The organism is Streptomyces sp. SL06, assembly GCF_058244745.1.
In genome coordinates, this window is record NZ_JBSYOT010000001.1 from 34,291 (window position 1) to 50,539 (window position 16,249).

A 16,249-nucleotide genomic window follows, 5' to 3' on the forward strand; every position below is an offset into this window, starting at 1 on the left:
GTCCCTCACCCGCCCGCCGCCCGCGCCCACCCGAAACCCTCCCGAAAGCCGCATGGATGCCGCAGCTGCGCGGCTCATATGCCTGTTCACGGAAAGAGAGCCCATGCCTGATTACGCATGCTGGATGGAGACCAGAACGGCGCCCGACGCCGAGTGGCAGCCGTGGGAGCACCTGGACCCGGACGCTGAGCCGCCAGGCGTCTTCCTCGACTACGGCGAGACACCCGAGGACGCCGACCGCCTCGCGCAGAACATGCTGGACGACCATCTCCCCTCCGTGCTGCGCGAGAACGCCGACCAGCCGGCCCTGCAGGTCCGCGCCTGGCTCCAGATCGACGACCAGACCGCCGTCAGCCCGGCAACAGCCCGCGAAGCATCGTGTGAGGAGCTCACCGAAGCCCGTGAAGCGCTGCGCCGGCAGGCGGCTGCCGGCGCCCTGTGGGCTGCCAGCTGCGGCATGTGGAACGCCCACGCGGGGCTCCGCAAGGCCGTCGTGAAGGCCTACGACGACGGACTGGACCTGGCCACCATCACCGGCGCCGTGGCCTCGCATCTGGACGCACCAACCGTCACCCGGTTCATCGACTCCCACCTGCTTCAAGGGGAGCTGCACGGCCTCCTTCGCACCCACCCGGACCTGGCCCGGCGCACCAAGGTCCGCACCCACAAATCCGGCACGGCCCAGGTCGAACTCCTATGGACGCACGCCGAACACGATGCCGAACAGCGGCGGGAGAGCGGCTGGAACGAAACCATCGAAGACTACGACCGCAACCTCGCTTCGGCTCTGCTCACACAGGCCCACGACGCCGCCACCCAGCTCCTGGCTCTCCTGCCCGCCCACCTCGAGGCGCTCACCGCCGGTGGCAGGCCCGCCACCGCCGAGCACATGGCGCCGCGGGCCCTTGAGTACCAGCCCGTCACCGTACGACGCCTGGCACCGTCCGCCCTCAGGACCGAGGAAGCAGGAACAGCCGCATGAGCAAGCGCAAAAAGACCAGCCCCCGCTCGCGCGCCGGCGCTGCCGGGCGCCGTACCGTCGTCGTGAGCACGCTTGAGATCGGTTCGTCCCACGGCAACCTGACGCTGCGGGCCGGACATGGCACCGGACAGCTCCTCTGTATCGCGCTGCCCGCCGCGGTGCTTTCGAGCTTTGTCACCAACCTCGAACAGGCCCGACTGGACGCCGAGGAGGACTACTGGAGCGTGATCCACCACGTGGTGAGCACCGCCTCCGGCAACAACCCCGTGGACGTGCCGCAGGCCATGGAACGGTGGCTGCTCGCACAGAACTGGAGCAAGGTGCTCGGCGCCGTCCCCGACGACCACGCGCACTCCCTGCCCTTGCTCAGCTATGCCGGACACATCGGTTTTCGTCTGGCACCCCCGTACACCACGGGCCGGGTACTGGCCATCTTCGACCCCCAGCAACTCCACCGCCTGCAACCGGCGTTGCTGCACCACTGCGCTGCAGCCCAGCACCAAGCGGCGAACTCCCCCGTGCACCCACGCGACGCCGTCGCCCTCGCACTGCACCACCTCTCCCGCCAGGCCTGGCCGCCGACTTCTCCTCCCGAGCCGTCCTCCGAGGAAGCCGTCCGCTACATGCAAGCCCGCTACGAGACGTTCCAACGCCGCTCCCCCTACATCCGTGCGGACGAGAACACCCTCGACCTGGGGCCGGCCGTGTCCTGAGCCCGCGCCACCACCGCTCCGCCGGCCGCCCCTTCCACCCGGCTGGCATCACATCCACCACCAGCCGGTGCCCAGGCACCGGCTGGTGGTGCCGCGAAGCGGCGGAAGGCCGCTGCCTGCACGTGAACCGCCCGCCGCCTGGCCACGGGCGGGCGCAGTCCGAACCTGGAGCGACACGCCGAGGAGCGGACCCGTCCGAGGCATCGCCGCCCGCTTTTCGCAGCAGACGGTAAAACGCCTGGTGAAAGCGGGTGCCCGGTGGCAGGTTTCACTCGCCCGGCGGTCGGCCGACCTGATGAACATATGAACCGGCAGGCGGCCTGATTGTCGGAGCGGGGTGCTGCACTCCGTGCATGACAAAAGATCACGAAGCGCCCGTTTCCGTGGCGGAGCTTCCGGATGCCGGCGACCCGGCGGTGCTGGCGCTCCTGGACAGTGAGGAGCGTCGGCTCCTGGCGGAGGCTCCCGAGCAGGAGGCCGGGGCCGGCACCTGGCTCACGCTGGTCGCCGATCCCGGGTTCGTCCGGCGTAGCACGGTTTTGGCCCGCTCCAGTCCCCTGCACCGGCTCGATCTGCGGCAGGCCTGGCAGCAGTTCCCCGCCGGGGTGTACGACCCGCGGACCCTGGCACTGGCAGCCCTGGAAGCGGTGATGCATCACCAGGGTCTGGAGCAGGAGGCCACGACCGAGGCGGTGGTGGAGTTCCTCAGCGGTCTGGCCCGGATGGCGGCACCCCGGCGGGATGCGGACGAGCACCTGGCCGTGGCGCGGTTCGTCCTGCGGGAGCTGCTCAACGACCAGGACGGGGGCACCGAGTTCGCCATCGCCTACAGCGACTACCGGGACGGTCACAGCCGGCAGGAACTGCCGTTGCGGCTGCTGAGCGAGGAGATCGGCCGGAGCGGGCAGGCGGTGCTGACGGCAAGCGTGCCGGCGATCAACTTGCTGCTGGCCGGGATGGACCACGATGTGGAGGACCAGCAGGCGGCCCGGGACGAACTGCTGCGCCGTCAGGTGCGCTCGGGGCGATGGGGGCGGGCCGAGGAGAGTGCTGGGGAGAGCCTGAAGCTGTCCCTGGCGTACGCCGAGCAGATCCGGGCTCTGCTGCGGGAGACCGAACGCGATGTACGCGCGGTCGACTGGGCCAGGCAGGTTCCGGGCCTGCTGACGTCCTCCCGCGGCCACCTCGTCGAGCGGCAACGGGTGGAGCTCGACCTGCTCGAGCTGATGCGGCAGACCCGCAACGGCATGGACGACGTCGATGTGCGCCGTACCTGTGTACGCATCCTGCATCTGCTGGAGCGGGCCCACCATCGGCACACGCAGCTGCTGCAGCAGGTCATCGGTGCCCGCTCCACCTTCTTGCGTTCCCAGGCTCAGCAGCGCTTTCGGCCGATGGCCAGCCTGGCCTTGGTCGCGCTGCAGGAGGACGTTTTGGCCCCGCTGCTGGAACTCGACGCCGAACAGGCCCAGGAGGTGGCCGGCCTGTTCACCGACGCGGTGTGCGGACCGGTGGTCACCCGGCTGCCGCGCCTGCGGGACTGGTGGGGGCTGCTGCTGTCTCCGGTGCGGGAGGTGGGGGGCACCTTTCCCGATGACGAGGAGATCCAGCTCATCGACGACGGCCTGCTCGAGGAAGCCGCACACAGCGAGCACGACTATGCACAGGCGCGGACGGTCCTGACGCGGGCCCTGATCGGCCCGGTGCGGCTGTCTGAACTGGTCCGTGACGCGCTCGAATTCAGCCCGGCGGTCGCCGACGTAGTGGCGCTGTCCGTGCTCGGGGCGTTCGCGCCCGACCCCGACAGCGACGAGAGCTCCGTGCACGACCTGTCCGATCTGCTGGGCGAGCGCCTGGTGGTCCTCGACGACGGTCGCGCTTTCGATCACGACCGCTACGGCGGCAGCGACCTGCTGGTCGTGCCTGCCCTTGCGCTGATTCCCGACCCCGTCACCGTCCCGTCCCGCCAGGAGGTCCCCGCATGACGACCACCGTTTCGGCCTCGACCGGCCTCAGTGATGCCGCAGAGCTGGTGCGCTTCGGCTGCCGTCCGCGGCTTCGCCCGCTGACCGACCCCCGCTACCGCGACTTGCTGCAGCGCTACCGGCTCGAGAGCGGCTTGCGTGAGCACGTCGATGCCATGGCCCAGGGTCTGGGCCTGGACGTGATTGCCGCCCATCCCCAAGAGGGTCTCGTGCTGCATGCGCAGGAGGGCGGCCTGTTCAGCTACCGGCTCAAGGACGATATCCGCCGGCCGGCCGAACAGCGGCTGGTGGTCGGGCTGGTCCATGTGGCCGTCGCCGCCCGCGCATACCCCACCACCGCCGACCTGGAGGAGGAGACGGTCAAGCGGGTCTCGGTGGGTGAGGTGGACAGCTTCATGCGCCACCTGATCGGCCGGCTGCGCGAAGCCTGTCAGGGCGAGGACGGCCTGGCCGTGCCGCACGCCGAACTCGATGCGGCCTGGCGGCTGTATGCGAAACGTCCCTCCGGCAGACCGACGGCCAGCGGTCGGCGGGTGACCGACCTGAGCACGCAAGGGGTGATCCGGGACGTCCTGGAGTGGCTGGTGCACCAGGGCATGGCCACGCCCGCGGCTGAACTCGGGGCCGGACAGTACCGGCTCCTGCACCGCTTCCGCCTGCAGGTCCGCGAAGCGGCCGCGCTGCCCGCGTACGAGGTGCTGTGCGACATCCGGCGCACCCAGCTTGCCGACACCGACGCTGAGGAGCTGTGACATGCTGCGACTGCGGCGTCTTCGCCTGGAGAACGTGGGCCATTCGGCGGCCGGGTTCAAATCCCTGATCCTGGATCTGACCGGCGGTGACAGCCGCATCGACGGCGTTGTCACCCCGGCCGTGGATGTGATCCTGTGGCTGCGCAACGGCGGCGGCAAATCGAGCCTACTGTCCCTGTTCTTCAGCCTCTTCCTGCCCGCCAAGGTCGATTTCATCGGCCACGGCAAGGACAAGTCGCTGGCCGACTACGTGCCCGACGGGCAGGTCTCGCACGTCATCGCCGAGTGGGAGGACGTTCTCGCTGCCGCGGGGCGGGCCCGCCCTCGTCACCGGCGGCGTCTACCAGTGGCAGGACGGGCACAGACCCGCCGACCCCGGCACCGGGTGGGAACGACTCGTGCGGCGCTGGTACGCCTTCAGGCCGCTGCCCGGTGTCCTTGGTCTGGAGTCGCTGCCCGTCCGCCGCGCCGACGGGCAGCTCACCCAGGCCTCCTACCTCAGTGAACTCGCCGCCGCGCACAAGGCCCAGCGCCGTCTGGAGCTGGGCATCGCGACGGACCAGACCGAGTGGCGCGACCTGCTCGCCGACCTCGGGCTCGACCCGGCGGTCTTCCGTATCCAGCGCGACATGAACCGCGAGGAGGGCGGGATCACCGACCTGTTCCACTTCTCGACCTGCGAGGAGTTCGTCGACTTCCTCATCGATCTGATCTGTGAGCCGAAGCAGCCCGCCGCGGTGCGCTCCTCCCTGGAGGAACAGGCCGCCAAGCTGGCCCAGCGGCCCGCGCGGGAACGCGAGCAGCAGTTTCTGGCGCAGGCCGCGCTGGCCCTGCGGCCGGTGCAGCAGCACGGCGCCGAGCTGAGCGGTCAGGAGGAAGAACTGGCGCAGAACGTGGCCCTGGCCCGGCGGGCACACGTGCATCTTGATGCGCGAGCCCAGGACCTCGCCCGCGAGGCCGCGCAGGCACAGGAACAGGCGACGGCGGCGGACGAGGAAAGTGAGAGCGTCCAGCGGCGGGCCGCAGCCCAGGACCGCCGTGTCGTGATCGTGAGGGAAGCGGCGGCCCGGCGAGCGGTCGACGACAGCCGGCGGGAGTTCGCTGCCTGCGAGCGGGCCGAGAGCGCGGCGTCCGTGGTCCAGGAGGCATGGGAGTCGGTGGACACCGTGCTCGCACTCGACGCGCAGGAGCGGGAGCTGGCGGGGCTGCGGACGCTGCTGGCCCGGCAGGACGTGCACGAGGCGCCGCTGCGCGAAGCCATGGAGACGGCCGGCGCGGCGCTGCGGGACAAACTGGCGTCCGCCATCGAACAGATGCGCCAGGAGGAGGCGCGGGCCCAGGCGGAACGCGAGGAGGCCACCTGCCAGGTTGCCGAGGCGGAAGCCGGTCAGCTGGCCGCAGCCGAGGCCATCGGTCAGGCCACGATCCGGCTGGAGACGGCCTCCCGCCTGCTCGCCGCCGCCGAAGCAGAGGTGCAGGCCGCCCGCGCCGAAGATCTGGTCGGCCGGCGGGAAGACGTTGCGCAGGCGGTGCAGCGGCTGGAGCAGGAGGAGACGGCCGGCCGTGACCAGCTGGCGCGCTGCGGGCAGGAGGCGGCCACGGTGCAGGCCGAACTGGCCGACGTGGGCGCGCAGCGGGTGCGCTGCGGGGTGCGTCTGAGCGAGGTCCGCGAGCGGCACACGGCGGCCTGGGACCGGCTGAGTGTCCTGCGGGCAGAGCGGCGTGAACTGGCGGGTGCCGGGCGGCTTTTGGAGCTGGCCTGCACACAGGACGATGCCCTGACGGATCTGGACCAGGTCGGTGAGGACCTGGTGGAGCTGCTGGCCGAAGCGGCCCGCCAGTGGGACGCAGCCCTGGCCGGTGAGCAGGCGGGGGCGGCAGAAGACCAGCGCTGCCTGAAGGCGCTGGAGGAGGTCGGGTTCCTGCCCGCCTCCCGGGATGTGGAGCAGGCCGTTGCCGACCTGCGGGCCCTGGGGGTTCCGGCGGTGTCCGGGCTGCAGTTCCTGCGCGAGGCGTTCCCTGTCGACCAGCACGAACAGGTCGTGGCGGCTGCCCCTCATCTGATCGGCGGGGTGGTGGTGTGCGGGCCGGTGCCCGGAGGGGATCTGGCGGCCCTGGCGCGGCGGGCGAAGGTGACCCGGGCCGTCGTCGCGGTCGGTCTCGATGACCAGGCGCGGCAGATCGTGGCCGAAGTGGCGGACGGCCGGGGCACGGTCGTACTGCCGGTTCACCGGGCGCTGCTGGAGCCGGACGCCGCCGAACAGGAACGAGAGCGCCTCGCCCGCCGAATGGCGGGCCTGGCATCGCGCACCGCGCAGCTGATGCAGCGGCGGGAGGACGACGCCGCACTGGCGCGCAGGCTGAGAGTCCATCTGGAGCAGTTCGGTGCCGCCGCGCGCGTCGAGCTGGAGCAGACGGTGGACCGTCTGGATGCCGCAATGGACGCGCTGCACACGCAGGAGCAGCAGCACACGGACCGCGTCAGCGAACTGCACACCCGTGAGGCGGCCGCCCGGGCCCAGACGGTCCAGACCACCGCGCAGCTGCTCCGTGTGGCCGGGTGTCTGCCGCGGCTGCGTGCGCTGGCCGAACACCTCGACACGGTGGTGCCCGCCTGCCGACTGGATGCGGAGCGGGCCGGACAGGCTCTGGCCGAGCACCAGGCTGCGGCGCACCGGTATGCCCAGCAGCAGCGCACGGCCGCCTCACGCCAGGACGCCGCGGTGCAGCAGGTCCAGCAGTGCGCGGAGGCGCTGAAACGGCGGGAGCGGGAGGCCGCGGCACTGGCCGCGGTCCTGCCCGCAACGGCCCGGCACGGCCTGACGGCCGGCCAGTTGAACCACGCCCCGCTGGAGGTCCTGCACGGGCGGTGGGATCAGACGCGCAAGGACTGGCGGGAGCAGATCGGCGACGACGCGCTGCGCGCCCGCGCCGAGGCATGCGCCGAGCGGATCGAAACGCTGACGCTCACGCTCGCCGAGGCCAGTGAGATGGTGCGGGCCAAAGCCACCGCCCTGGCCCGGGAGCAGGCCGGCACCGACGTGCAGGGCCGCAGGACCGCCGCACGCAAGGCCAAGCAGTCCGCCAGGAACGCCCTGCAGCGACTGGGCGTTGCCCAGGACTGCCACGGCCGGGCCATCGCAGAGTGGCACAAGGCGCAGCAGGCCGTCGCCGCGCTCCGGCCGCCCTGCCGGGACGACGAGGCCCTGGCGGAGTTCGACGATGCGGCAGCCGCACAGCAGGCACTGGAGACGGCCGAATCCGATGCCCGGCAGGCACACGACCAGGTGCACGCGCAGCGGCTGGACCTGGCGCGGCGCAAGGCCGCGGTCGAGACCGCACACGGCCATGCCCGGCATCTGGCGCGCTGTCTGCGGTCACTGGAGAGCGCGGTGACCCGGCACGCCCCGGCAGCGCCCCCGCACGAAGCAGCGGACACGGGGCAGACGGCCCACCTCGACGCCCTGCTCCTGGAACGCCACCAGGTCAGCGCCGAGAGCGCCCGTATGCTGATGCCCGATCAGGTCACCGCCTGGGAAGACGCATTGATCGGCGCGATGGACAACGCGGGACAGGCCTGCGACACGGCGCGCCGACGGCTCGACAAGTCGGTGCGGCAGGTGCAGAACCTGGCCCAGGACCGCGCCTACGCGGAAGTAGTCGATGGGCAGCTGCTGGAGCGGCTGCGCTGTGATCTCACCGTCCCCAAGCGGCTGGCCGAGCTGATCGACGATGTCGTCCTGCGTGAACAGGTCGTCGCGGGTGAACTGGCCGAACTCGCCGAGGACCAGCTGCTGGTCGTCCAGGCCTGCCTGGGCCTGGTCAAAACGGTCCTGGACGACCTGCGGGAAGTCTCCCGGCACTCCCGGCTGCCGCAAGGGCTCGGCAGTTGGTCGGGACAGCAGTTCCTCGGCCTGGAGATCCGTCACCTGCCCGACGACGAGGTCCTCGCGCGACGCCTGTCGGCCGAGGTCGACCGGATGACGCTGGCGGTGGCCGAGGCGACCACGGCCCGCGCCAGCGCCTTGCCGGAGCCCATGACGCTGGCCAAGAAGCTGGTCCTGGCGGCGCTGGGAGGCCGCGGCAACGTCGTCGCGAAGATCATCAAACCGACGCAGTCCCTGGACAGCGTCGAACGGGACTCGGTGACCCAGATCCAGAAGTTCAGCGGCGGCGAACTGCTCACCGTCTCCGTCCTGTTGTACTGCACGCTGGCGCGGCTGCGGGCCGCCAAGCAGGACCGCACGACGGGCGGCGGGGTGGGCACACTGGTCCTGGACAACCCGTTCGGCAAGGCGAACTACACACCGTTCATCGGCCTGCAGCGCCGGGTCGCCGAGGCCCACGGCATCCAGCTCGTCTACACCACCGGCTCCAACGACCTGCCGGCCCTGGAACGGTTCCCGCTGATCGTCCGGCTGCGCAACGGAATCGACGCGCGTACCCGGGCACGCTACGTACAGGTCGCCGAACGGTACGGCGATGTGGTGGCCCGGGGCCTGGAGCACGCCGGGCGGGACGGCATCACCTCCGCACACCTGCGACGCCGCCCTCCGGAGCCGGCCGGCCTTCCGATGCCGGATCTGCCCCGGTCCGCGGCTGACGCCGACCGGCCCGTCGCCGGCGACGCGGACGGCCCCGCCGCCGGCGATCCCTCCGGTGGGGAGGGACGGTGACACCTGCGGCTCGGATGGCCGCCTGTCTTACGGCACAGCCCCGCAAGCGCGTCGACTTCGACGTGCTTGCGGGGGCCGCCGATGACGGCGACGCGAGCCTGCCCACCTCCCCGATGCGGCGCCGTGTCCTGGCCGCGGCCGCCCGCGAACTGGCCACCACCGGCCTGGTACGGCTGCCCACCGGGGACCGCGGCTGGGACCGCAGCGCCCACCCCCCGCTGCCCCGCTGGGTCGAGCGCGCGACACCGAGCCGCGTCCGGGCGCCCCGCCCCGGACCCCGGGCCTGGGTCACAGCCCTGTCGTTCGCCACCCGCACCGCCCTGAGCAAAGCCGATCTGGCGCTGCTCGACCCGATCAACGCCTTCCTGCGTGACCGCCCCGACGCGGAACCCGTTCCGCTCGCAGAACGCTTCTACGAGCTCTACGGGGACGAGAAATATCTGTCCCGGCCCGACACGCACCACCTGGTCGCCGCCGACCTGCTGAGCATCCCTGCGCACCTGCGGGCCTTCGCCGCCCCCGCACCGCTGGCCATGTTCGAACTCGGGCCCGCCCCCTGGATGCTGATCGTGGAGAACAGCGCCGCCTTCACCAGCCTGCGCCGCATCCTGGCCGCCTGGCCCGCTGCTGAGGACGTCGGCTGGCTGGCCTACGGCGGCGGCGATCACCTCATCGCCTCGCTCACCACCTGCGCCGAGGCGTTCACCGAACGCCGCCACCCGGTCACCGACTTGCTGCTGTACACCGACCTCGACGTCGACGGACTCGAGTGCGCGCAGCTGACGGCCGCCCGGGCCCGGCGGGCCGGCCTGCCGGAGCTCGTCCCGGCGGCCGGCCTCTACCACGCCCTGATGCACCAAAGCCCTCGACCCTGGCCGCCAGCCGCGCCCGAAAGGATCCGGGCAGCCGTGTCATGGCTGCCCCCTTGCCTGGCCCGGCAGGCCGAGCAACTCCTGCTCGACGGCCACGTCCTGCGCCAGGAGGCCCTCCCCCTGGACCGCCTGCGCACTCATCTCACCGCCGGCGCCCCGCTGCTGCCCCAGCTGCTGGGCTCCTCGTCGAACGTCCGGCCGGCGCTGACAAAAGGGCAGGAAGCCGCTGGCGGCGGGCCGGGCCACCCGCCCGCCGCCAGCCCTTTCTCCACCACTCCCTCACCATCCTCCATCTTGCTCAATCTCCTCAGTTGAGGTATCCTCGTCCTCATGCCCGACCAGTACGCCGTTCCACTCGACCGCACCACCCACGCGAAGCTCGCCCTGCTCGCCGACGCCTGGGACGCCTCACCGTCCGAGGCGGTAGGCCGCCTGATCGAGCACTTCTGGGACTCCCCCGCCACCCAGCCCGCCCCGGACGACCCCGTCGCGGTACACGCCCTCTACGAGGGACAGCGCATCAGCGGGCGTTTCGATCCCGCCAGCCGGAGCCTGACCATCCCGGAGGGCCCCGGAGCCGGGCACCACAGGACACCGAGCGGGGCGGCAAGCGCGGTCCTGCACGCCCTGAAGCCTGGCATCCGAACCAACAGGAATGGCTGGTCCTTCTGGACCGTTGATGCCACCGGTCAGCCCCTGCAGTCTCTCCGACTCTCCAGCTGAGCATATTTGAGCACTCCAATATCAGCGGAGAGGCACCTGCAGGAAATGCGCGCCCCGCTCGGGGACCCGCGGCGCCGGCGCACCGCCGGGCTGGCGTCCGCAACCCTCGTCACCGCCCGCCGTCAGCCACCTCATGCCTGCATGCACGGCTCACACAAGGACTGGGAGGACCAACGGGGATGCCCCTGCTACGCGGCGTGGCCGCGGGCGCCGTTTCGCCTGCCCTGTTCGACGTCCCCTGGTGGGTCATCGCGCTGTGCACCCTGGTCCTGCTGGCCGAACCGGTACGCCGCGCGCTGCGGGACCGGGCCCAGCGCAGGCTCGATTCGTTCATGATGAAGAAGGTCGACGAACTGCCGGATCCTGAGCGCAAGGTCCAGGCCCTGATCGACTACCGGCGCGCGGACACCGGACAGGATCCAGGCGACCCGTCAGCGGTGCCAGCCGACCAGGCGTAGACGCGCCGCGTCCAGCGGCATCGGCTACCCCTGGTGGGCCAGTCATGGCACCCGCCGGAAGCGGCATGCGACACAGGCCCGACCGGCCAACCCGCCGCGCCTCGGTGAACCCACAGCCGCCTCCCGCCGTGGCGTCACGCTCGCCCAGGGTTCCACGCCCCGGTCTCCCGGGCCCCTCCCGTCCCGCCGGGAGCAGGCCCCCCTTTTCTGCGTGCTGGCGCAACGGAAGGCGGCGCTCCGGAGCAGAACAGCGGCAAGCCCGCTGAGCGTCTGCCCGACCGCTTCCCGCCAGCCGTTTCGGGGGTGCGCAGCGGCCTGCGCGTTTCCGGCACCCGGGGCAGGTGTCCAGCCCGCACTCCTCAAGGACACTGCCTTTCGTCTGCCGCCGTGTCTCTTGGGTCATGCCAAAGCTGGTCCTCAGGGGGCGGCCGTTCGCGGGCTGTCGGCCGTGACGCTGAGATAGTGGGTGTACTGCTCCTGGGTCAGGCGCTGTCCCGACCAGCCGCTGCAGAACGAGCACATGGGTCCGTTCCACTGCCAGAACTCTTCCAGGGACAGCAGCTGCGCGAGGGAGATCCGCTCCAGGCGCGGGCTCAGCGACCTTGCGTGCTGGCAGGCGTCGCCGACCCCGTGGGAGCGGCCGGTGTACGTGCCGTGCAGGTTCGATCCGTAGACCCACACGGTCGCCAGCGGCCCGAGCAGGCTGGGGTCCTTGCGGAAGCGGCTGGTGCTGAAGGAATCGGCGGAGAAGGTGACCGCGTCGGCGAAGGCCTTCTGCAGTCCGTGGTGGACGTCGCGGATCTGGGCGCCCAGCTCACGCAGGTCGGTCTCGCTGGTCACGTCAGTGGTGAGGGCGAGCGCTGTTGCCTTGTCGCGGCTGTCCCACCCGGCCTGCCCGCAGCGGCCCCGCAGGTACGGCAGCGTGTCGTCGTCCCGCAGGCTCCCGATGGTCTCCAACCAGCCCTCCGTGGAACCTTGTTGCTGTTGCGTCGCGGGGGCTTTCCGCGACGCAACAGCCTTCGGCTGCGAAACGGCCGGGGGTGAAGCGGCTGCCGGACGGTATGCCTGCGAGAGCTGGTGCAGCTCCTGCCGCCGCTGGGCGAGCCGGTCTGCAGGTTCCCGCAAGGCGGGGTCCAGCAGGTACACCCCCTTCTGGAAGGGGGTGAACCCGATGCTCTCCCACAGGGCAGCGATCTTGCGGCGGGCCTGTTGCCGGTAGGCCTCGGACACCTTCTCCCGGTCGTCGGGCCACTCGGCCATGTTGGGTTCGGCGGCCACCGCGCAGCAGCCGCCGGACAGGCGGCGGATCGCCTCGGCCGCGAAGACGGGTCCGAGCCCGAAACCGCGCCATGGTTTATCCAGGACGACGCGGTCGAGGATCAGCAGGTCGCCGACCGGGCATTCGATGGCCTCGTCGAAGGCGTCCGTGTACTTTCCCGTCCGGGGATCGAGGACGGTGGAGGCGATGGACTCCAGATCACCCGATTCTGCGTCGGCGGCCTCCCACCGGTTGTCCCCGGTGTAGTCGCGCAGCCGGCACAGGCTCAGATAACCGATCTGTATGCCCTCCTCGAGGGCCTGCTCGCAGGCCGCGCTGCACCCCTGGGGGCACTCCTGGCCCTCCTCGTGGAAGGTGCGCACCGAGACGTGCCACCACTCCAGGGTGTCCTCGAAGTCGTAGGGCTCGGCGGGCTGGTCATGGGTGTAGACCAGGCGTAACCGGGCTGGGTCAGCTGGCAGTTCGCTCGCCGGGCGGCGGGGTGCAGTCATGTCTGGGGACAGTAGCGGGCGGGTCTGACACTGCGCAGAAAGTGCCCTCAGGATGAGAGACCCGACCCGGCCGATCCCGGCCTGTCCGTTGTGACGGGCGGGGCGGAGGCGTCCGGTGTGCACTGTTGCGCCGCGGTGCGCAGATCATGCTTTCATGTGACGTTTCTCCGAGCGCCCGTGCATGATGATGTCCTGTTCGTGGAGGGGGCGCCCGATCAGGGATCGGGCCGGTTGCAGGGGGTTGGATTTGAGGCATACACCGCAGGGCACCGTCGCTTTGCCCCGCAGGATGGCGCATCTGGCGGTCGACCGCCGCGGCTACCCGGTGATCGCGACGGTGGAGCGCAGTCCCGAGGAGGTGAACTTCGGTGCCATCAACGAGCGGCGGAAGCTGGCGCTGGCGGCGTTCGACTGGTGTGCCGTGTGCGGTCTGCCCTTCGCCGACGAGTTGCGCTGGCAGACGGTGTTCCAGGAGGGGCCGTTGCCGAACGGCGTGATCAGCGGGGAGGCTCCGGTCCACGAGGTGTGCGCGCTGTATGCGGCGCAGGTGTGCCCGTACCTGTTCTCTCCCAACTCGCGCCTGGGGGATGAGGCCCGCAAGGGAACGGTGCGATACCCGGTGGTGCGGTTCGTGGGATTCGAGTCCACCAGCGCGGTGACCGCCCACGAGTCGGGGCTGCAGCCCGGTACCTACACGCTGCACTTCGAACACTGCGGCCAGGCGGACGAGTTCTCCTACCGCACGCCTGAAGAGATCCGGGAACGGTTCGCCGATGTCCTGGTGCGGGAGAAGGATCTGCCGGTCAGCGATGCGGAGGGCGTGCTCGTGCGGCTGTTCAACCGGCTTGATGACGAAGACGAGGGGGACGTGGTCACCGGCGCGGCGCTGGCTGCGGGCGCCGCCTTCGCCAAGGACGTCTTCAAAGTGCAGGGCCTCGGTGCTTTTGAGGGCAAGCAGTACCCGGCGGTCGCCGGGCTGCTGCTGAAGGGCACCGAAGAGGAGATCCGTGAGTTCTCCGCGGGTTCGCGGGATGAGGCCTACAGCGTCATCGGCCCCTGGGTGCTCGATCGCGCCGGCAGCTTTCCGGTGCCGCTGCAGCGCTGGCGGACCCGTGGAGAGAGCATGGTCCGCCGCCCTGCACCGCGCCCGCCGGAAGGGCCCGGCCGCAACGTCGCCAAGAACGCGCCCTGCCCCTGCGGTTCCGGCCGCAAGGCCCGCCGCTGCCATCCCTCCGGGCTTCCCGCCAACTGAACAGCACCGCAGAAACAGCGGGTTAGCGCGAGCCCCAACGAGGTTATGGTCCAGTCCCGTCACTTGCCCGGGCGCGCGGCCTCCGCAGCGGAGCGACTGCGAGGGATATGCTCCGCCGACCTTCGTGTGGGAAGCAGATCGGAGTCCACGGACACGGGCTGCGGTAGGTGCCAACTTGCGTCCGTGGCGGCTCCGATGGGCTCGGTGGATTGTTTCCTGTCTTCCCGTTGGGCACACGCTGCGTAGCGCCGGATCGGTGCGCGCCGCGTCCTTGGGGGTGCACCGTCCACGCAAACGCGCAGGCCGCTGCCGGAGCGGGAATCGCGCCGCTGGCCTGGGAGTTCAGGAACTTCCCAGTGAGGGGTTGATCGTCTGGGTGCGGGCATTGTCCGTAAATACCTGCGCATGCGCGAATCGACACGTTAGGGTCTGCCCTCAGACCCGGGTCGTCGCTCGTACCGACGACACCAGTCGCACCACGCTTCCAGGCTGTCCGGAGATGCGGCTGCACCGCGCCTACCAGCAGCTTTCCTTCCGTATAGCGGTCGGCTGCGGCTGGCCGTGTATCGCTGGAGCACTCCTATGACAGCCTCCATGGTTTCAGCTGCCCCCCGCGACTTCTTCTGCGAGCACTCGAGCAGCAAGAGCCGGGTCCTTGTCCTGCTGGTTCATCCGGAGGGGCCCCCGTGTGCGCAGGCCGTGTTCACCTGCCGGGACGCGCACCTGGCCCAGCATGCCGTCCGCCTGCTCTCCTCCGCTGCCCTCAACGGGGCCCTCACCGAGCAGCAGCAGGTCACGGCTCACAAGGTCGTTGCCGCGCTGCCGGACGCCCCGGCCGCATCCTTCCGTCAGGCCCTCGAGCGGGCCCATGCCGGCGTATGGCCCAGCGCTGCCCCCACCTTGTTCTCGTGGCCCACCGACGACCCGCTCGACGGGCCGCTGGAGGGCCGTACACAGCCCGAGCCTCCTGTCTCTGCGACCCGTTCACCGAAGGACGCCCGGCTGGCCGATCTGCCAGGCCCGGTGGTCCGGGTGCTGCAGTTGCGTGAGTTCCACGTGTACGACCAGGCCAAGGTGCTCGCGGCCGCGACGGCCGGCGGCTGGGAACCGATGCCGGACGAGGAACTGGGCGAGGACGATCCGGACGACCTGGTGGGCGCGGTCATGTTCGCCGCGGAGACCACGGGGGAACTGCCCGGCATGGACTGGCTGACTGATGCGCAGGAAGGCCGACTTCTGCTGTCTGCGAGGGGAGATGAGGTCGCCGACTGGTCGACCGAGGCCATCCGCGTCAACTTCGGTACCGGCTGGCGGCTCCACCAGGCCGCCAACCCGTATGCCGCTCCCCCGCATCCGGGCGCAGTTCCGCCTGCGCCCGAGGAGCCGCAGCCGGACTTCGCCTCTCTCTTCGCGCTGCCCGCGGCCTGCGTTTGTGAGGAGGAGAACTGTCAGAAGTGCGGCTGGACGCTCACACCGCGCACGGCCGACCTGCTGTACAGCGCACTGGTCGAGCTCGCTGAGGCGGCCTACGACGATGCCGCCGAGTTGGGGGACCGTCCCGTCACGGAAGACGATGACGGCGCGTGGGGCTTCTTCTCCCGTCTGCCGCCGGTGACGTGGCGCCAGAACATGCAATGGCGGCGCGGCCTGGCCCAGGCCTGCGACGATCTGGCAGGCGACCTCAAGCGCGGCAGGCAGCCTCAGCCCACCTGCGCGGCCGAGGAGATGGTCCTGCATCTTGCCCTCGGCGATGCCCCCGACCACCTGGAATCCGGTGAAGACAGCCCTCACGCGGCGCTGCCCAGGCACCGTGACGACTACGACTTCGACTCCTGCTCGGACCTCTTCTTCCAGGACCACGACGTGCTGTGGCTGTACGACAGCAAGTACAGCGAGGTCCCGGACGCGGCGGACGGCAAGGACTCCTCTCCCATCCCGCCTGTACTACAGCCGGACAACTGGTTCGAGGACTTCCTCAACGTCACCCCGCGCTCCCCCGAACGCGGACATATCCGCTGAACCGCCGGCCCCTTCAGCTTCCGTGAGCCCGGCCCGGACGCCGTCGC

Annotated in this window: 12 protein-coding genes; 11 read left to right on the forward strand and 1 reads right to left on the reverse strand. The window is 70.7% G+C overall.

Features of this window, described 5'->3' with window-relative positions:
• Positions 1-124 precede the first annotated feature (124 nt).
• From AC4IHM_RS00165 to AC4IHM_RS00205, 9 genes are all read left to right on the forward strand, one after another.
• Positions 125-982, forward strand: coding sequence for a hypothetical protein (locus AC4IHM_RS00165; RefSeq protein ID WP_490865026.1), 858 nt, complete (start codon positions 125-127; stop codon positions 980-982).
• Positions 979-1,695 carry a hypothetical protein gene (locus AC4IHM_RS00170; protein ID WP_490865027.1) on the forward strand — a complete coding sequence of 239 codons (717 nt, stop codon included), beginning with the start codon at positions 979-981 and terminating at the stop codon, positions 1,693-1,695. The genes AC4IHM_RS00165 and AC4IHM_RS00170 overlap by 4 nt, the downstream gene beginning before the upstream one ends.
• 383 nt (positions 1,696-2,078) lie before the next feature.
• Complete coding sequence (locus AC4IHM_RS00175; protein ID WP_490865028.1) at positions 2,079-3,680, forward strand: hypothetical protein; 1,602 nt, start codon at positions 2,079-2,081, stop codon at positions 3,678-3,680.
• Positions 3,677-4,432: a hypothetical protein gene (locus AC4IHM_RS00180; protein WP_490865029.1), complete on the forward strand. Its 756-nt coding sequence runs from the start codon at positions 3,677-3,679 to the stop codon at positions 4,430-4,432. The genes AC4IHM_RS00175 and AC4IHM_RS00180 overlap by 4 nt, the downstream gene beginning before the upstream one ends.
• Before the next feature lies 1 nt (position 4,433).
• Positions 4,434-4,937: a hypothetical protein gene (locus tag AC4IHM_RS00185; RefSeq protein WP_490865030.1), complete on the forward strand. Its 504-nt coding sequence runs from the start codon at positions 4,434-4,436 to the stop codon at positions 4,935-4,937.
• Positions 4,831-9,108 carry a coiled-coil domain-containing protein gene (locus AC4IHM_RS00190; protein ID WP_490865031.1) on the forward strand — a complete coding sequence of 1,426 codons (4,278 nt, stop codon included), beginning with the start codon at positions 4,831-4,833 and terminating at the stop codon, positions 9,106-9,108. The genes AC4IHM_RS00185 and AC4IHM_RS00190 overlap by 107 nt, the downstream gene beginning before the upstream one ends.
• The gene (locus AC4IHM_RS00195) at positions 9,105-10,295 is read left to right on the forward strand and encodes a hypothetical protein (protein WP_490865032.1); all 1,191 of its coding nucleotides are present in this window, start codon (positions 9,105-9,107) and stop codon (positions 10,293-10,295) included. The genes AC4IHM_RS00190 and AC4IHM_RS00195 overlap by 4 nt, the downstream gene beginning before the upstream one ends.
• 15 nt (positions 10,296-10,310) lie before the next feature.
• A complete protein-coding gene (locus AC4IHM_RS00200) occupies positions 10,311-10,703 on the forward strand; it encodes a hypothetical protein (protein ID WP_490865033.1) in 393 nt (130 codons plus the stop codon).
• Positions 10,704-10,882: 179 nt separating this feature from the next.
• A complete protein-coding gene (locus tag AC4IHM_RS00205; RefSeq protein WP_490865034.1) occupies positions 10,883-11,161 on the forward strand; it encodes a hypothetical protein in 279 nt (92 codons plus the stop codon).
• Positions 11,162-11,578: 417 nt separating this feature from the next.
• On the opposite strand, the gene AC4IHM_RS00210 is transcribed toward AC4IHM_RS00205, so the two are convergent.
• A complete protein-coding gene (locus AC4IHM_RS00210; RefSeq protein WP_490865035.1) occupies positions 11,579-12,931 on the reverse strand; it encodes a hypothetical protein in 1,353 nt (450 codons plus the stop codon).
• A gap of 289 nt (positions 12,932-13,220) precedes the next feature.
• Here AC4IHM_RS00210 and AC4IHM_RS00215 point away from each other — a divergent pair, with 289 nt between their 5' ends.
• Together AC4IHM_RS00215 and AC4IHM_RS00220 are read left to right on the forward strand one after the other, a co-directional pair.
• A complete protein-coding gene (locus tag AC4IHM_RS00215; protein WP_490865036.1) occupies positions 13,221-14,183 on the forward strand; it encodes a YecA family protein in 963 nt (320 codons plus the stop codon).
• A 582-nt stretch (positions 14,184-14,765) separates the two neighbouring features.
• Positions 14,766-16,202, forward strand: coding sequence for a hypothetical protein (locus AC4IHM_RS00220; protein WP_490865037.1), 1,437 nt, complete (start codon positions 14,766-14,768; stop codon positions 16,200-16,202).
• Positions 16,203-16,249 lie beyond the last annotated feature (47 nt).

Coding starts and splice junctions, on each gene's coding strand:
- AC4IHM_RS00170 (WP_490865027.1), top strand. CDS start 979: ATGAGCAAGCGCAAAAAGACCAGCCCCCGCTCGCGCGCCGGCGCTGCC.
- AC4IHM_RS00215 (WP_490865036.1), top strand. CDS start 13,221: ATGGCGCATCTGGCGGTCGACCGCCGCGGCTACCCGGTGATCGCGACG.
- AC4IHM_RS00165 (WP_490865026.1), top strand. CDS start 125: ATGGAGACCAGAACGGCGCCCGACGCCGAGTGGCAGCCGTGGGAGCAC.
- AC4IHM_RS00200 (WP_490865033.1), top strand. CDS start 10,311: ATGCCCGACCAGTACGCCGTTCCACTCGACCGCACCACCCACGCGAAG.
- AC4IHM_RS00185 (WP_490865030.1), top strand. CDS start 4,434: ATGCTGCGACTGCGGCGTCTTCGCCTGGAGAACGTGGGCCATTCGGCG.
- AC4IHM_RS00220 (WP_490865037.1), top strand. CDS start 14,766: ATGACAGCCTCCATGGTTTCAGCTGCCCCCCGCGACTTCTTCTGCGAG.
- AC4IHM_RS00180 (WP_490865029.1), top strand. CDS start 3,677: ATGACGACCACCGTTTCGGCCTCGACCGGCCTCAGTGATGCCGCAGAG.
- AC4IHM_RS00205 (WP_490865034.1), top strand. CDS start 10,883: ATGCCCCTGCTACGCGGCGTGGCCGCGGGCGCCGTTTCGCCTGCCCTG.
- AC4IHM_RS00210 (WP_490865035.1), bottom strand. CDS start 12,931: ATGACTGCACCCCGCCGCCCGGCGAGCGAACTGCCAGCTGACCCAGCC.